The organism is Rhizobium sp. AQ_MP (assembly GCF_014237835.1).
Classification (GTDB): Bacteria; Pseudomonadota; Alphaproteobacteria; order Rhizobiales; family Rhizobiaceae; genus Allorhizobium.
The window spans coordinates 79,124-94,067 of record NZ_JACJVI010000014.1; the positions used below are offsets into that span (position 1 = coordinate 79,124).

The following is a 14,944-nucleotide window of genomic DNA, read 5'->3' on the forward strand; positions in this document are numbered from 1 at the left end:
CGGCAGTCAAACCGACTGATCCGGCTCTGTGAGGTCAGTTGAACAACATTAAGGTTAATGAACCGTTTACTTTCGTTAACCAGCCTGGAAAACAGCGCACGTCAGAAGCTGATTGTTCACATTAACTGAATTGACTAATGGTATGATAGATATCCATAATCTTCTGAATTCAGACATCAGGCAGTGAACCGGGCACGGCTACCCGCGGCTTGACCATTGTCAGGGCCGGACAGATCCATCGACGCCTCGACCAGCTCTCGCGCATGCACGATTCGATTCCGTCCGCTTGCTTTTGCCAAATAGAGAGCGCGGTCTGCGCCAGAGAAAAGTTCGCTGAAACCAAGCTCGGCAAGACCTTCGGAGACCCCTGCAGAGACAGTGACGGAGACCTGTCGCCCGCCAATTGTCAGCCCCCGACCCTCGACCGACGCACGGATGGTCTCTGCCACCTGCATCGCTCGCTCCGTTCCTTGCCCTGTGAGCAACACGGCAAACTCCTCGCCGCCGATGCGTGCAATCGCTTCGCCTGAGCCCAGAGCACTCGCCAGGCATTGCGCGGTGCGGACGATGACATCATCCCCCGCCTTGTGTCCGAGCGAATCGTTGATCGACTTGAAGCGATCGATATCAAACAGGATCAGGGCGACAGGGCCGCGCGCCAACTCGAACGTGTCCAGGAATGCTCGACGGTTCATCAGCCCGGACAGCATGTCGGTCCGGCTCAAGGTCTCGAAGCGCTGGCGCGACACCCCGAGGTCATAGATCGCAAGGCCGACGACCGAATAGGCAATCACCGCAACGATAAAGGATACCGGCGGCGTCAGCATCGTCGCGACCACGAGTGCCGGAAGAAGTGGATAGGGGAGCAGTCCGAAAGCCACCAGGATGAGGTGGCCAACGATATTCAAGAGGTAGGCAAAAACGGCGATCTTCGCGGCCATCAAGGCAGCTTTCGACAACACTGACTGCCGCGACGCAAACTCCCCAAGCGTCAGCTGTCGAATAACCCAGACATGCACCAGATCGAACATGAAACTCCCCGTATCTTCGGGGAGCCTAATTGAGTGAAGTTAAAACTTAGTACGAGAACCTCGGGCCTCAGGCCGGCACGACGCCCATGAACGGCTTCACCTCGCGACCGGGCATGAAGATGCCGAGACGTTTGATTTCCCATTCGAGCTTGATGCCGGAGGTTTCGAACACGCGCTGGCGAACGGTTTCGCCGAGATATTCGAGGTCGTAACCGGTTGCGTGGCCGACATTGATCATGAAGTTGCAGTGGAGCGACGACATCTGCGCACCACCGATCATCAGACCGCGGCAACCGGCCTCATCGATCAGTTCCCAGGCGGAATGGCCTTCCGGGTTCTTGAACGTCGATCCACCGGTCTTCTCCTTGACCGGCTGGACGGTTTCGCGGTGATGGCGAACCGCATCCATGTCGGCGCGGATCTTCGCCTTTTCTTCCGGATAGCCTTCGAACAAGGCGCTGGTGAAGATCAGCCCTTCGGGTGCCGCCGAATGACGATAGGTGTATCCCATGTCGGCATTCGACAGGACGTGGACATTGCCCTTGCGATCAACCGCCTCGACCTCGATAAGCCGTCCGGCGGTATCACCGCCATTGGCGCCGGCATTCATGCGGATTGCGCCGCCGATGGAACCGGGAATGCCGTAATAGAAGTGGAAGCCACCGATATTGTTGTCCATCGCCATGGCCGCAATGTGCTTGTCCGGGCAAATCGCACCGGCACGAATGCGGTTTTCGCCGGCAAGCTCCACCTGGCCGAAACCCTTGGCCGACAGACGGATGACAACACCGGGGATGCCACCATCACGCACCAAAAGGTTCGAGCCGACACCGACCACGGTGAGAGGCACGCCTTCCGGGAGGAGCTTGAGAAAATTCGTGAGGTCCTCGACGTCATGCGGCTGGAACATCAGTTCGGCGAGCCCGCCGGCCTGGAACCAGGTGACCCGGTCCATCGGCGCATCAGGCGTCAGCCGCCCCTTGAGATCGTTGACCCCCGGGCCGAGCGACGCCAGAAGCTTTTCCCCATCCACCTGTTTCATTCAAGACTTTCCCGAAATTGCATCTAGTTCCGCCGGCAGCGCCGCTGCCCACTGGGTGATGTTGCCAGCCCCCAACAGGACCACGAAATCACCCGGTTGTGCAATGCCCGCGACAAGTGACGCAAGCTGATCAGGCGCGGCCAAGTAGCGCGCATCGCGATGCCCGCCAGACTTGATGCGCGAGACGAGCGTCTCCGAGTCGACGCCCTCGATCGGGTCTTCACCTGCGGCATAGACCGGCGACAGGAAGATCGTGTCGGCGTCGTTGAAGCAGTTGGCGAAGTCGTCGAAGAGGCTCGCAAGGCGCGTGAAGCGATGCGGCTGGTGGACAGCGATGATGCGCCCCTGGCAGGCCTCGCGCGCGGCCTTGAGAACCGCCTTTATCTCTACCGGATGATGCCCGTAGTCGTCGAACACCTGCACCCCGTTCCAGGTGCCCGTCAGCGTGAACCGCCGCTTGACGCCACCGAAACCGGCCAGCCCTTTGCGGATCGCGTCTTCGGGGATGTCGAGGCGGTTGGCGACAGCGATCGCCGCACAGGCATTCGAGATGTTATGCCGGCCCGGCATCGGCAACACGAGATCCTTGAAGTTGAAGACGCGCCCCGTCCGGCGACGGCGGATCTCGACGTCGAAGATCGAGCGCGTGCCATCAAGACGCACATTCGAGAAGCGCACGTCGGCCTGCGGGTTCTCGCCATAGGTGATGACCTTGCGGTCCTCGATCTTGCTGACCAGCGCCTGCACTTCCGGATGGTCGAGACACATCACGCCGAAACCGTAGAACGGCACGTTCTCGACGAACTGGCGGAAAGCCGCCCGCGCATTGTCGAAGGTGCCGTAGTGGTCGAGATGCTCCGGGTCGATATTGGTGACGACAGCGACATCGGCGGGCAGTTTCAAGAAGGTGCCGTCGGACTCGTCCGCCTCGACCACCATCCACTCGCCCTCGCCCATGCGGGCATTGGTGCCGTAGGCATTGATGATGCCGCCATTGATGACGGTCGGGTCGAGATTGCCGGCTTCGAGAAGAGCAGCGACCATGGATGTGGTCGTCGTCTTGCCATGCGTGCCGCCGATCGCAATGGCATTGCGAAAGCGCATCAGCTCGGCCAGCATTTCGGCGCGCCGGACGATCGGCAGCAGCTTCTCGCGCGCGGCAATCAGTTCCGGATTGTTCTTCTTGATCGCAGTCGAGACGACGACGACTTCAGCATCACCGAGGTTCTCGGCCTTGTGGCCGACAAAGACCTCGATGCCCTTGGCGCGCAGACGCTGGACATTGGCGCTCTCGGCCTGGTCAGACCCTTGCACCTTGTGTCCGAGATTGTGCAGCACCTCGGCGATCCCGCTCATCCCGATGCCACCGATCCCGATGAAATGGACGAGGCCAATGGATTTCGGCATTTTCATTGTGTGGCTCCCTTCGACTGGGCAATGCCCTTGCCGGCGGCAATAGCCTCTACGAGGTCGGCGAGCAAGCCGGCAGCATCGGGCTTGCCCGTGCTTTTCGCGGCAGCAGCCATGGAGACAAGCCCCTCCGGCCTCTCCATCGCCCTGGTCAGGAGGTCGGCGATCCGCTCTGGGGAGAGCTCAGCCTGGGCAATCACCTGCGCACCGCCCTTTGCCGCAAGAGCGGCGGCATTGGCGGCCTGGTCGTGATCAAGCGCATGCGGGTAAGGCACAAGCACGCTCGGACGCCCGATCACGGCGAGCTCCGACACCGTCGACGCGCCGGAGCGGCAGATCACGAGATGAGCCGCAGCAAGACGCTCCGCCATGTCCGTGAAGAAGGGCGCGACCTCAGCGTGAATGCCAAGCGTCGTGTAGCTGTCGATCACCTTCTGCCGATCCTCCGGACGCGCCTGCTGCGTCACCGCAAGACGTTGACGCAGGGCATCGGGCAACAGGCGGATCGCACCGGGAATGGCGTCGGAGAAGAATTGTGCCCCCTGGCTTCCGCCGAAGACCACGAGATTGAACGCCTCGTTCGCGCCCGAGGGAGTATAGGTCTGGGCCGCTGCCGCAATCACAGCCGGGCGAACGGGATTGCCGGTCACCACCATCTTTGCCGCATGCTCGCCGCTCGGAGACAGAAATCCGCCAGCGATCGCGCGAACACGCGAGGCGAGCAGTTTGTTGGCACGTCCCATCACCGCATTCTGCTCGTGCACGGCCGTCGGCACACCGAGACCGGCCGCCGCAAAGACAGGAGGAACGGTCGGATAGCCACCGAAGCCGATGACGGCCTTCGGCTTCAGCCGTGAAATAAGCGCCCGCGCTTCCCGATAGCCGCGCAACAGGGACAAAAAGGCTTTTGCGATGGCAACGGGGCTCTTCGAACCGATGGTCGCGGAGGAGACTGTATGGATTTCATCTGCCGGGAAGCTGCCGGCGTAACGTTCCGCACGACGGTCGGTGACGAGATGCACGGCAAAGCCGCGCGCCTTCAATTCATGCGCCAGCGCTTCGGCCGGAAAAAGATGACCGCCGGTTCCACCGGCGGCAAGCAACACGATACCCTTGTTCATTCAACTACTCCGCGGGTACGCCGGCCACTGAACGAAACAGGCTGCGCTCCTGAGCACGCTTTTCGGGACGGCGGCGGGTCAGCGCCAGGATGAAGCCGGCCGTGACGCAGATCGCCGTCATCGACGATCCACCATAGGAAATCAGCGGCAGCGTCATGCCCTTGGCCGGCAGAAGTTCGAGATTGACGCCGATATTGATCATCGACTGCACGCCGAGCAGCAGCACGAGGCCGGATACGGCGAGGCGGTTGAAATCGTTCCGCTCCTTGTAGGCGTGGCTCAAGCCGCGCAGCACCAGGAAGGCGAAGATCGCCACCAGCACCATGCAGAAGACGATACCGAATTCCTCCGCGGCAACCGAAAAGATGAAGTCGGTATGGCTGTCCGGGATGATGCGCTTGACGATCCCCTCGCCCGGCCCCTGACCGAACCAGTCACCACGAATGATGGCTTCACGGGCAGTATCGACCTGGAATGTATCGCCTTCCCCGGTCAGGAATCGATCTATTCGTCCCGCAACGTGCGGCAGCGTCAGATAGGCGCCGAAGAAACCTGCTCCGCCCAGCGCTCCGAGGATAACGATCCATAACCAGGGCATGCCGGCCATGAAGAACATCGCACCCCAGACACTGCCGATCAGGATGGTCTGACCCAGGTCAGGCTGGGCGATCAGCAACGCGGCGGCGATGGCAAACAGCAGGATGGCAAAAAGGTTGCCGGGGATCTCAGGCTGGCGCGCATGTTCGGCAAACAGCCAGGCGCAGATGACGACGAAAGCGGGTTTCATGAATTCCGAGGGCTGGATCGACATGGATCCGATCGACAACCAGCGCCGCCCACCCTTGACCTCGAAACCGATGAAGAGAACGAGCACCATCATGATCAGCGAGGTCGCCAGCAAGAGCATGGCCACACGGCGAACCTGACGAGGCGAGAGGAACGACAGGCCGATCATCACCGTCAATGCCGGGATCATGAAGACCGCATGGCGCTTCACGAAGTGGAAGCTGTCGAGACCGAGACGTTCCGCAACCGCCGGAGACGCCGCGAAGGAAAGCATCAGCCCGATCCCCATAAGGAGAACGAAGGTGATCAGGAACAGGCGATCGATCGTCCAGAACCAGTCTGCGACCGGTCCCCTCTCCACGCGGCTTACCATCTCATTTGCCTCCTGTCGGCAGATCGATCAGCATCGTAACCCCTTCGAGATCTGCGACATGCGAAACAAACGCGTCGCCGCGGACCTCGAAATTCTTGTACTGGTCGAAGCTTGCGCAGGCCGGTGAGAGCATCACCGCCGAAGCTTCGCCATCCCGATCAGCATCATCAGCGGCATGGGCCACAGCACGTTCGAGCCGATCCGAGATCTCGTAGGGCACACGGTCCCCCAACTGTGCTGCGAAGGCCGAAGCAGCCTCGCCGATCAGATAGGCCTTCACGATGCGCGGAAAGAGTGGTGCGAGGCTTGCGATGCCGCCTTCCTTCGGCAGACCGCCGGCGATCCAGTAGATCCGCTCGTAGCTTGAAAGCGCAGGCGCTGCCGCATCCGCATTGGTCGCCTTGCTGTCGTTAACGAAGACCACCTGACGACGGCGCCCGACCGGCTGCATGCGATGCTTGAGGCCCGGGAAGCTCTGAAGGCCCTGGCGGATCTCCTCTTCCGACACCCCGGCGGCCAGGCAGGCCGCGATCGCCGCACAGGCATTCTGGGCGTTGTGGCTGCCCCGCAGCGTCTGGATGCCATCGAGATCGGCCAGCAGCGAAGTCGCACCCTGCTCCGCCCGCATGATGCGAGATCCCTCGGCATAGAGACCATCTGCCAGCGGCTGGCGCTTGGAGATCCGGATCACCTTCGTACCGGCCCGCTCGATGCGGTCACCGATCAGTTCGCAGTAGCTGTCGTCGAGGCCGACGATTGCCGTTTTCGCCCCGGCGACCAGTCGCTCTTTCACGTCGGCATAATGCTGCATCGTGCCGTGACGATCGAGATGGTCTGGCGTCAGGTTGAGCAGGATGCCGGCGGTCGGATTGAGGGTCGGTGCAAGGTCGATCTGGTAGGACGAGCACTCGACGACGAAGAAGCGCCCATCCTTCGGCGGATCGAGCGTCAGCACCGCGCGGCCGATATTGCCGCCAAGCTGCGTGTCGCGACCGCTTGCCTGGAGAATGTGGGCAATCAGTGCCGTGGTGGTCGACTTGCCGTTGGTACCGGTGATCGCGATGAACGGGCAGTCCGGCGCATGTGCGCGGCGTTCGCGCACGAAGATCTCGACATCGCCGATGATCTCGACACCGGCAGCACGGGCAAAGCCCACCGTCCAGTGAGGTTTCGGATGGGTGAGCGGCACACCGGGTGACAGCACGAAGGAGGCGACGGAGGACCAGTCGAGTTCGCGAAGATCCTGCGTCGGGACACCTTCGGCTGCCGCCCGTGCGACGCTGTCGGGATTGTCGTCCCAGGCGATCACAGAAGCTCCGCCGGCCTGCAAGGCCTTGGCGGTCGCAAGCCCCGAGCCACCAAGCCCGAACAGCGCGACGGTCTTGCCCTTGAACGTGGTGGCCGGGATCATCGCCGCCTCACCGCAGCTTCAGGGTGGAAAGGCCGAGCATGGCAAGGCCGACCGCGATGATCCAGAAACGGATGACCACCTGGCTCTCGGTCCAGCCGAGCTTTTCGAAGTGGTGGTGGATGGGCGCCATCAGGAAGACGCGCTTGCCGGTCAGCTTGAAATAGCCGACCTGGATGATCACTGACAGCGTCTCCATGACGAAGAGACCGCCGATGATCGCCATGACGATCTCGTGCTTGGTGGCAACGGCGACCGAGCCGATCAGGCCACCAAGGGCCAACGAGCCGGTGTCACCCATAAAGATGGCCGCCGGCGGGGCATTGAACCACAGGAAGCCGAGGCCCGCGCCGATGACCGCGCCAAGCACAACCGCAAGCTCACCGGTACCAGGCACGAAGTTGATCTGCAGATAGTTGGCAAAGACGGCGTTGCCGGCGAGATAGGCGATGACCCCGAAGGAGGCGGCCGCAATCATCACCGGCACGATCGCCAGACCATCGAGGCCGTCGGTCAGGTTGACCGCATTGCCGGCACCGACGATGACAAAGCCGCCGAACAGCACAAAGAAGATGCCGAGATCGATCAGGAAGTCCTTGAAGAACGGGAACGCGACCGAAGACCCGAAGGTAGAACCCTGCGGCCCGGAGCTCAGCGCCGTTGACATCATGAAATAGACAGCAGTGCCCGCGATCAGAAACTCGATCCCCAGACGTGCCTTGCCGGAGAAGCCCTTGTCCGTCTGCTTCGTCACCTTGAGATAGTCGTCATAAAAGCCGATCGCTCCGAAGCCGAGCGTGACCAGCAGGGTCGCGACGACATAGACGTTCGAGAGATCCGCCCACAACAGCGAGGAAACGACGATCCCTGCCAGGATCATCAGACCGCCCATGGTCGGCGTTCCCGCCTTCTTGAAATGGGTCTGGGGTCCGTCGGCGCGGATCGGCTGACCCTTGCCCTGGCGCACACGCAACGACGAGATCATCGCAGGGCCAAACAGGAAAACCACCAGCGCCGAGGTGAAGAGAGCAGCCCCCGTCCGGAAGGTGATGTAACGGAAGAGATTGAAAAACTGAAGGTTGTCCGCCAGTTCCACAAGCCAGATCAGCATTGGAGCCCTTTCAAAAAAGCCCGGAATTAAAGGTGGCGCTCCGTGTCGGTGAATGCCGGATACTTGTCAAGCAGAGCCGAAACGATCTTGCCGAAACCGATGCCGAGAGATGACTTGACCATCACGACATCGCCCGGCCGGACCTCGGCCGTCACGAAATTCGAAAGTTCCTCGGTGGTCTCGAGATAGACGACGTGCACCGTTTCCGGCAGCGCGTCGCGAAGCGCGACCATCTCGGGACCGGCAAGCCAGACATGCTCGATTCCGGCTGCAAGGAGTGGCCCGGCGAGATCGGCATGCACGCTCGGCGCAAATTCGCCCATTTCCAGCATGTCGCCGAGAACGGCGATCCGCCGCCCCTCGCCTGTCGGCTGGGCGGATGCGAGGACAGCGATCGCTGCCCGCATCGAGGCCGGATTGGCATTGTAGCTTTCGTCGATCAGCGTCAGCCCGCCCTCGGGCATGTTGAGCAGGTGGCGCTGGCCGCGCCCCTTGACGGGGGCCAGGTTCGCAAGAGCCGCAATCGCCGCGTCCACATCTGCACCGACAAGAGAGACGGCGGCGAGAACGGCCATCGCATTCTCGGCCAGATGCCGTCCCGGTGCGCCGATCGTCACTTCCCGCGTTTCGCCGCCGAAGGACACCCAGACTGTCGAAATCTCGGCTGCACCATCAAATTCCGCGAGGCGAAACTCCGCCTTGGCATGCTGTCCGAAGCTGTGGATGTTTTCGACACCGAGCGCCAGCGCCGCCTGCTCGAGGCGTTCGTAGTAGGGATTGTCACGGTTGAGGATCGCATCGCCGCCGTTGACGACGCCCTCGAAGATCTCCGCCTTGGCGTCGGCGATCTCTGCCACATCGGAGAAGTTGCCAAGATGGGCCGGAGCGACCGTCGTGATGATCGCCACATCCGGCCGCACCATGCGCGACAGCGGGCCGAGCTCGCCGGAATGGTTCATCCCGAGTTCGAAGACGCCGTAGCGCGTGTCGATCGGCATGCGCGCCAGCGTCAGCGGCACGCCCCAGTGATTGTTGAAGGAGGCAACGGAGGCATGCACCTTGCCGGAAGGCGCAAGCGTCAGGCGCAGCATTTCCTTGGTTGTCGTCTTGCCCACCGAGCCGGTGACAGCAATCACGGTCGCAGGAGTCCGGTCGCGCGCGGCCATGCCGAGCTTCTGCAGGCCGACGAGAACATCCTCGACCACGATCATCGGCACGGTCAGGCGGCCGAGCGCCGGCAGCTTGGCTTCGCTGACGACAAGCAGCGAGGCACCGTTGGCAATCGCGATGCTGGCATAGTCGTGGCCATCGACACGGTCACCCTTGATGGCGAAGAAGGCTTCGCCGGGCGTGATCGTGCGGCTGTCGATCGAAATGCCGGTAACGCCTTCAGGCAGGTTGCCGAAGGGACGGCCACCCATGGCGGAGACCATTTCGCGCGAGGTCCAGAGCAGGGTCAACGGTCGAACTCCTCCAAGGCTTTACGGACTTCCTGGTGGTCCGAGAACGGCAAGGTCTCGGTTCCGACCGTCTGTCCTTCCTCATGCCCCTTGCCCGCCACGATCAGCGTGTCCCCGGTGGAAAGCATCGCGACACCGGTCCGGATAGCCTGGGCGCGATCACCGATCTCGATACCCTTGGGCGTCGCCGCCATGATCTCGGACCGGATGATCGCCGGCACTTCCGAACGAGGATTGTCGTCGGTCACGATGACCACGTCGGCGAGCCTTGAGGCGATCTCGCCCATGATCGGCCGCTTGCCCTTGTCGCGATCCCCGCCGCAGCCGAAGACAACAATCACCCGGCCCGTCGTGAACGGACGAACCGACGTCAGCACGTTCTCAAGCGCTTCCGGTTTGTGGGCATAGTCGACATAGGCGAGCGCGCCGCCCTTGGTCTGGCCCACCAGTTCAAGCCGGCCCGAAGCCCCCTTGAGATGCTCCAGCGCCTTGAGCGCGACGCCGGGTGCTACACCCGTCGAGATGGCGAGACCGGCGGAGACCAGCGCATTGGCGATCTGGAAATCGCCGGCAAGAGGGATATGTACTTCAAAGATCTCGCCGCCGTGATGCACCTCTGCGACCTGCTTGTGGCGGAAATGCTCGACCCGCTTCAGGCTCAGGAAATCACCTTTCCGGCCGACCGTCCGCACCTCGTGCCCGGACGCCTTCGCGACCCGGATGGCTTCGTCTGACCAGGCATCGTCGGCAAAGATGACGGCTGGCGCGCCCTTGGGCAGCAGCGTATCGAACAGCCGCATCTTGGCGGCCATGTAGTCTTCCATCGTCGGATGATAGTCCATGTGGTCGCGGCCGAGATTGGTGAAACCGGCCGCCGCCAGCACCACGCCATCGAGACGGCTCTGATCGAGGCCATGGCTTGACGCTTCCATGGCAGCATGCGTCACGCCCTCATCGGCGAGTTCGCCGAGAAGCGTATGGAGCGCGAGCGGATCCGGCGTGGTCAGCGAACCATAATCATTCCGCTTCGGCGAGATGACGCCGGTCGTGCCGATCTGGGCTGCGGCATGGCCTGCTTCCGCCCAGATCTGGCGTGTGAAGGAGGCGACCGAAGTCTTGCCGGCCGTCCCGGTCACGGCGACCATGGTCTTCGGCTGCCTTCCGACGAAACGGGCAGCCGCGAGTGCCAGAAACCGGCGCGGATTGTCGACGATGACGACAGGAACGGAGGCGTCGATGGCATGGGAGGCCACGATCGCGACAGCGCCTTTTTCGACGGCCTGCGCGGCATAGGTCGAGCCATCGGCCTTTGATCCGGAGAAGGCGAAAAAGACGGTGCCCGGTTCGATCTTCCGGCTGTCGGCCGACAGTCCCCGAACCTCGATGCCAGCGGCGCCGCCAGCGGTCACCTGATCCCCAAACTCCTCGCCAGCCAGTGCGCCCAAAAGCATATGCAGTCCATCCTCTCGGGGCAATTTTCGCGAATCGCCCCGTCTGTAGTCGATCTGATCAATAAGAGACGAGCAACGCTGAGCCGTCTTCCCCGTATTTGGGTTCTACACCAAGAATTGCGGCGCTTCTGCGGATGATCTCGCCGACGATGGGTGCAGCAGTGAGACCGGCGGTGCGGCCACCGCCCTCGCCGGTCTTCGGCGCATCGATGAAGCTCAACACGAGATACTGCGGATTTTCGATCGGGAAGGCCGCGACATAGGAGTTGAAGTTCTGGTCGTCGGAGTAGCGCCCGTTGACGACCTTTTCCGCCGTTCCAGTCTTGCCGCCGACGTTGAAGCCCTCGACGAGTGCGTGTTTGCCAGAGCCGCTGTTGCCGTTCAGCCAGAACAAATAACGGATGTCGTCGCTTGTCTGCTTCTTCACGACGACCTGCGCGATCTGGTCGGCCTGCTCGCGGTTCCGCGTAAGGAAGGTCGGCGCGATCAGCTTGCCACCATTGACGAGCGCTGCGGCACTGACCGCCGTCTGCAACGGCGTCGTCGAAACACCGTGGCCGAACGAGATGGTGATCGAGTTGATCTGCTTCCATTCGCGCGGCTGCGAAGGTGCCTTCACTTCCGGCAACTCGGTCTCAAGCCGCGTCAGAAGCCCCATGCGCGTCAGGAATTCCTTGTGCCCGGCGGTACCGACCGCTTCGGCCATGCGCGCCGTGCCGATATTCGACGAGTACTGGAAGATTTCAGGAACGGTAAGGATCCGGTTCTTGCCGTGGAAATCCTTGATCGTGAACCGCCCGATACGGATCGGATAGCGGGCATCGAAACTGTCCTTCATCGAAACCTTGCCCGAATCGAGCGCCATCGCCGTGGTGAAGGTCTTGAAGGTGGATCCCATTTCGAACGTGCCGTTGGTCATCCGGTTCATCCAGCCCTCCTGCGCCCCTTCCTGCGGGCGATTCGGGTCGAAGTCAGGGATCGAGGACATGGCGATGACCTCGCCTGTGTGCACGTCCAGCACCACGGCACCCGCCGCGATTGCCTCATACTTGGAGACCGCAGTCACCAATGCATCGCGCAGGATGTTCTGGACGCGAATGTCGACGGAGAGATGAACAGGCTCCAGCGGCGTGTCGCTCGTCATGCCGAGCGCGCGCAGATCCGCCATCCCCTGGTTGTCGATATACTTCTCCATGCCCGCCATGCCGCGGTTGTCGATGTTGACGTAACCGACGATATGCGATGCGGTCGCACCGCCCGGATAGAAGCGCCGCTTTTCCGGCCGAAAGCCGATTCCTGGAATGCCCAGCGCGAGGATCTGGCTCTGCTGCTTGGGAGTGAGTTGGCGGCGAAGCCACTGGAAGCGCGAGTTGGACGACAGCTTGCGATAGGTATCCCTGACGTCGAGGTCCTTCAGCACCGTCGACAGCCGCTCGACGGCCTCGTCAGGATCGACGATCTTGTGCGGCTCGGCAAACAGCGACACCGTGCGGATGTCGGTCGCCAGCACTTCGCCATTTCGGTCGAGAATGTCCGGACGGGAAGCCATCAGCCGATCGGCGGGAAGAATGCTGGAAACCGTCTCCGGCTGTGCATACCCATAATGCACCAGACGGCCGCCGATCACCGCATAGGCGACACAGAAGGTAGCGATCATCAGACCGACGCGGGTCTTGGCCATCTCGGACTTGCGCTTGCCTGTCCCCTTGAAGGTGGCGGTATTCACGACGGCACCGCCACGCTGTACGTCGGTCGAGAAATGCGCCTGGCTTTTCAGCAGCATGATTCGCGAAAGAAATGTCATCAGCGGTCCACCGATCCTGTCGTGATGAGATCCTTGATGGGGTCGGACGGAGCCGTCGCGCTCAAGCCTTCGGCAGCCCCCTCCTCGGCTTCCGGTACGGGAAGCTGGTCCTTCGGCATAGGCAGTTCCATCGGGCGGGCAAGCTGGCTTGGGTCGGTCGGCACGAGCTGCAGCTCGGCCGCATAGGTCTGAACCAGCCGCTCCAGCCGGTTGGGCTGCGTCAGCAGGGCCTCATCCGCCTTCAGGAGATCGATCGTATCCTTCTCGAGCTTGATTTCCGCCTCGAGCCGGCGGACTTCAGCCGCCTTGTTGTCCGTCTGGTGCTTGATCTTGTAGGTGACGGTTGCCGCCGCCAGCATCGCGCAGACCATCAGGAAATCGAAGGGTCTCAACATGGTCAGCCTCCGATCTTTTCGAGAGTTGCAAGGTCTGGCAGGTCGAAGATCGACATGTCGGGACGCTCGGTGGGCGCCGAGGTGCGGATGCCGGCACGCAGCTTGGCGGACCGAGCGCGGGGGTTCAGTTCCGCCTCTTCCTCGCTGGCCGCGACCATGCCCTTGCCGACCGGTTCGAAGGTTGCCGGGCGCGCTTCCACCATGGGAAGATGGCGCGAACCTGACGCCTTGCCGGATCGTTCGGAGAAGAACTTCTTGACGATGCGATCTTCCAGCGAATGGAAGGTGACGACGACCAGACGACCACCGGGCTTCAAGGCGCGCTCGGCGGCAAACAGTGCTTGGGCAAGCTCGCCGAGCTCGTCATTCACGTAGATGCGCAAGGCCTGGAAAACGCGCGTGGCCGGATGGATCTTGTCCTTGGCCTTGCGCGGATTGACGGTTTCGATGAGGTTGGCGAGTTCACGCGTCGTCTGGAACGGCTCGCTGGCACGACGCTTTTCGATGGCGCGCGCGATCCGGCCTGCATGCTTTTCTTCACCGAGAAAGCCGAAGATGCGGATGAGGTCCGACACCTTGGCGCGATTGACGACATCGGCTGCCGACACACCCGAAACCGCCATGCGCATGTCGAGCGGCCCGTTGCGCTGGAACGAAAAACCGCGCTCGGCCTCATCGATCTGCATCGAGGAGACGCCGATATCGAGCACCACGCCATCGAGACCCTCTTCGGGAGCGAACTCGGCAAGACTGGAGAATTCCGTATGATGAAGGGTCAGCCGCCCAGCGCTGGCCTCGACCAGCGCCTTGCCGCCGGCAATGGCGTTCGGATCGCGGTCGAGCGCGATGACGTCGGCGCCCTTGGCAAGGATCGCGGAAGTATAGCCACCCGCACCGAAGGTACCGTCGAGAATGAGTTTACCCGGCTTGGGCTCGAGCGCCTCGAGGACTTCCGCAAGAAGAACCGGAATGTGGCGAACCGGTCCGCCATCGGCATCGGAAAAACCTTCGCCAAAGTTCGCCGCCATTCCGTTTCCCCGTCTTTCTAGGTGCGCAGGCCCCGCTGCCTGACCACCTCTCTGGCCCTCGCCTGCGCCTCGTGAAACGCCTGCGGTTGCCACACCTGAAAATGATCCGAACGGCCGACGAAACAGACCTCCGAGGAAATCCCCGTGAAATCCCGGATGAAATCCGTCACCGCCAATCGCCCTTCGGCATCGAGTCGCATGAAGACGCCGCCACCATGAAGCAGCAGCGACATCTCGTTTGCCTCCAACGCAAAGGGATCCTCGTCCGCCACTTTCCGCTCGTACCGCTCGAGCAGATCCGGACCACCGATGTTGATCGCCGGATAGACGAAATCCTGGAGACAATAAAGCTCCTGAATTCCGCGCTGCACCAGCACGGCGCGAAATGCCGCAGGGACGGAAACCCGCCCCTTCGAATCGATCCTGTTTGTCGCGTTGGACAGGAAGCGGCTCATCACTGACAACCGACCTCCCCTTGGATGAGGGCACCAAGACCGCGCCCTGATTACGCATGGATACGCCAG

13 protein-coding genes are annotated in these 14,944 nt (G+C 62.0%); all 13 read right to left on the bottom strand.

The annotated features are described in order from the left end of the window. Positions 1-176: 176 nt before the first annotated feature. The 13 genes from H6M51_RS18555 to mraZ all read right to left on the bottom strand — a co-directional run bounded on the left by H6M51_RS18555 (position 177) and on the right by mraZ (position 14,875). Positions 177-1,031 (bottom strand): GGDEF domain-containing protein, encoded by an 855-nt coding sequence (locus H6M51_RS18555; protein ID WP_185811310.1) that lies wholly within the window; start codon positions 1,029-1,031, stop codon positions 177-179. Positions 1,032-1,098: 67 nt separating this feature from the next. Then, the gene (gene murB / locus H6M51_RS18560) at positions 1,099-2,073 is read right to left on the bottom strand and encodes a UDP-N-acetylmuramate dehydrogenase (RefSeq protein ID WP_185811311.1); all 975 of its coding nucleotides are present in this window, start codon (positions 2,071-2,073) and stop codon (positions 1,099-1,101) included. Further along, positions 2,074-3,486, bottom strand: a complete 1,413-nt coding sequence (gene murC, locus H6M51_RS18565) for a UDP-N-acetylmuramate--L-alanine ligase (protein ID WP_185811312.1) — start codon at positions 3,484-3,486, stop codon at positions 2,074-2,076. It lies immediately after the preceding gene. After that, the gene (gene murG, locus H6M51_RS18570) at positions 3,483-4,604 is read right to left on the bottom strand and encodes an undecaprenyldiphospho-muramoylpentapeptide beta-N-acetylglucosaminyltransferase (RefSeq protein WP_185811313.1); all 1,122 of its coding nucleotides are present in this window, start codon (positions 4,602-4,604) and stop codon (positions 3,483-3,485) included. The genes murC and murG overlap by 4 nt, the downstream gene beginning before the upstream one ends. A gap of 4 nt (positions 4,605-4,608) precedes the next feature. Then, positions 4,609-5,763, bottom strand: a complete 1,155-nt coding sequence (gene ftsW, locus H6M51_RS18575; RefSeq protein WP_185811314.1) for a putative lipid II flippase FtsW — start codon at positions 5,761-5,763, stop codon at positions 4,609-4,611. 1 nt (position 5,764) lies between these two features. Beyond that, positions 5,765-7,174: a UDP-N-acetylmuramoyl-L-alanine--D-glutamate ligase gene (gene murD / locus H6M51_RS18580; RefSeq protein WP_185811315.1), complete on the bottom strand. Its 1,410-nt coding sequence runs from the start codon at positions 7,172-7,174 to the stop codon at positions 5,765-5,767. Between the two features lie 7 nt (positions 7,175-7,181). After that, positions 7,182-8,282, bottom strand: coding sequence for a phospho-N-acetylmuramoyl-pentapeptide-transferase (gene mraY / locus H6M51_RS18585; protein ID WP_185811316.1), 1,101 nt, complete (start codon positions 8,280-8,282; stop codon positions 7,182-7,184). A gap of 26 nt (positions 8,283-8,308) precedes the next feature. Then, positions 8,309-9,742 (bottom strand): UDP-N-acetylmuramoylalanyl-D-glutamyl-2,6-diaminopimelate--D-alanyl-D-alanine ligase, encoded by a 1,434-nt coding sequence (locus H6M51_RS18590; RefSeq protein WP_185811317.1) that lies wholly within the window; start codon positions 9,740-9,742, stop codon positions 8,309-8,311. Then, a complete protein-coding gene (locus H6M51_RS18595; protein ID WP_185811318.1) occupies positions 9,739-11,193 on the bottom strand; it encodes a UDP-N-acetylmuramoyl-L-alanyl-D-glutamate--2,6-diaminopimelate ligase in 1,455 nt (484 codons plus the stop codon). The genes H6M51_RS18590 and H6M51_RS18595 overlap by 4 nt, the downstream gene beginning before the upstream one ends. 58 nt (positions 11,194-11,251) lie before the next feature. Beyond that, positions 11,252-12,997, bottom strand: coding sequence for a penicillin-binding protein 2 (locus H6M51_RS18600; protein WP_185811319.1), 1,746 nt, complete (start codon positions 12,995-12,997; stop codon positions 11,252-11,254). Continuing rightward, positions 12,997-13,392 (bottom strand): hypothetical protein, encoded by a 396-nt coding sequence (locus H6M51_RS18605; protein WP_185811320.1) that lies wholly within the window; start codon positions 13,390-13,392, stop codon positions 12,997-12,999. The genes H6M51_RS18600 and H6M51_RS18605 overlap by 1 nt, the downstream gene beginning before the upstream one ends. A 2-nt stretch (positions 13,393-13,394) precedes the next feature. Then, positions 13,395-14,420, bottom strand: coding sequence for a 16S rRNA (cytosine(1402)-N(4))-methyltransferase RsmH (gene rsmH / locus H6M51_RS18610; protein ID WP_185811321.1), 1,026 nt, complete (start codon positions 14,418-14,420; stop codon positions 13,395-13,397). Between the two features lie 17 nt (positions 14,421-14,437). Beyond that, positions 14,438-14,875 carry a division/cell wall cluster transcriptional repressor MraZ gene (mraZ, locus tag H6M51_RS18615; protein WP_185811322.1) on the bottom strand — a complete coding sequence of 146 codons (438 nt, stop codon included), beginning with the start codon at positions 14,873-14,875 and terminating at the stop codon, positions 14,438-14,440. Between the last annotated feature and the right edge of the window lie 69 nt (positions 14,876-14,944).

Excerpts from the sequence above, each read along its gene's own strand:
- H6M51_RS18555 (WP_185811310.1), bottom strand. The coding sequence starts at position 1,031 with ATGTTCGATCTGGTGCATGTCTGGGTTATTCGACAGCTGACGCTTGGG.
- murB (WP_185811311.1), bottom strand. The coding sequence starts at position 2,073 with ATGAAACAGGTGGATGGGGAAAAGCTTCTGGCGTCGCTCGGCCCGGGG.
- murC (WP_185811312.1), bottom strand. The coding sequence starts at position 3,486 with ATGAAAATGCCGAAATCCATTGGCCTCGTCCATTTCATCGGGATCGGT.
- murG (WP_185811313.1), bottom strand. The coding sequence starts at position 4,604 with ATGAACAAGGGTATCGTGTTGCTTGCCGCCGGTGGAACCGGCGGTCAT.
- ftsW (WP_185811314.1), bottom strand. The coding sequence starts at position 5,763 with ATGGTAAGCCGCGTGGAGAGGGGACCGGTCGCAGACTGGTTCTGGACG.
- murD (WP_185811315.1), bottom strand. The coding sequence starts at position 7,174 with ATGATCCCGGCCACCACGTTCAAGGGCAAGACCGTCGCGCTGTTCGGG.
- mraY (WP_185811316.1), bottom strand. The coding sequence starts at position 8,282 with ATGCTGATCTGGCTTGTGGAACTGGCGGACAACCTTCAGTTTTTCAAT.
- H6M51_RS18595 (WP_185811318.1), bottom strand. The coding sequence starts at position 11,193 with ATGCTTTTGGGCGCACTGGCTGGCGAGGAGTTTGGGGATCAGGTGACC.
- H6M51_RS18600 (WP_185811319.1), bottom strand. The coding sequence starts at position 12,997 with ATGACATTTCTTTCGCGAATCATGCTGCTGAAAAGCCAGGCGCATTTC.
- H6M51_RS18605 (WP_185811320.1), bottom strand. The coding sequence starts at position 13,392 with ATGTTGAGACCCTTCGATTTCCTGATGGTCTGCGCGATGCTGGCGGCG.
- rsmH (WP_185811321.1), bottom strand. The coding sequence starts at position 14,420 with ATGGCGGCGAACTTTGGCGAAGGTTTTTCCGATGCCGATGGCGGACCG.
- mraZ (WP_185811322.1), bottom strand. The coding sequence starts at position 14,875 with ATGAGCCGCTTCCTGTCCAACGCGACAAACAGGATCGATTCGAAGGGG.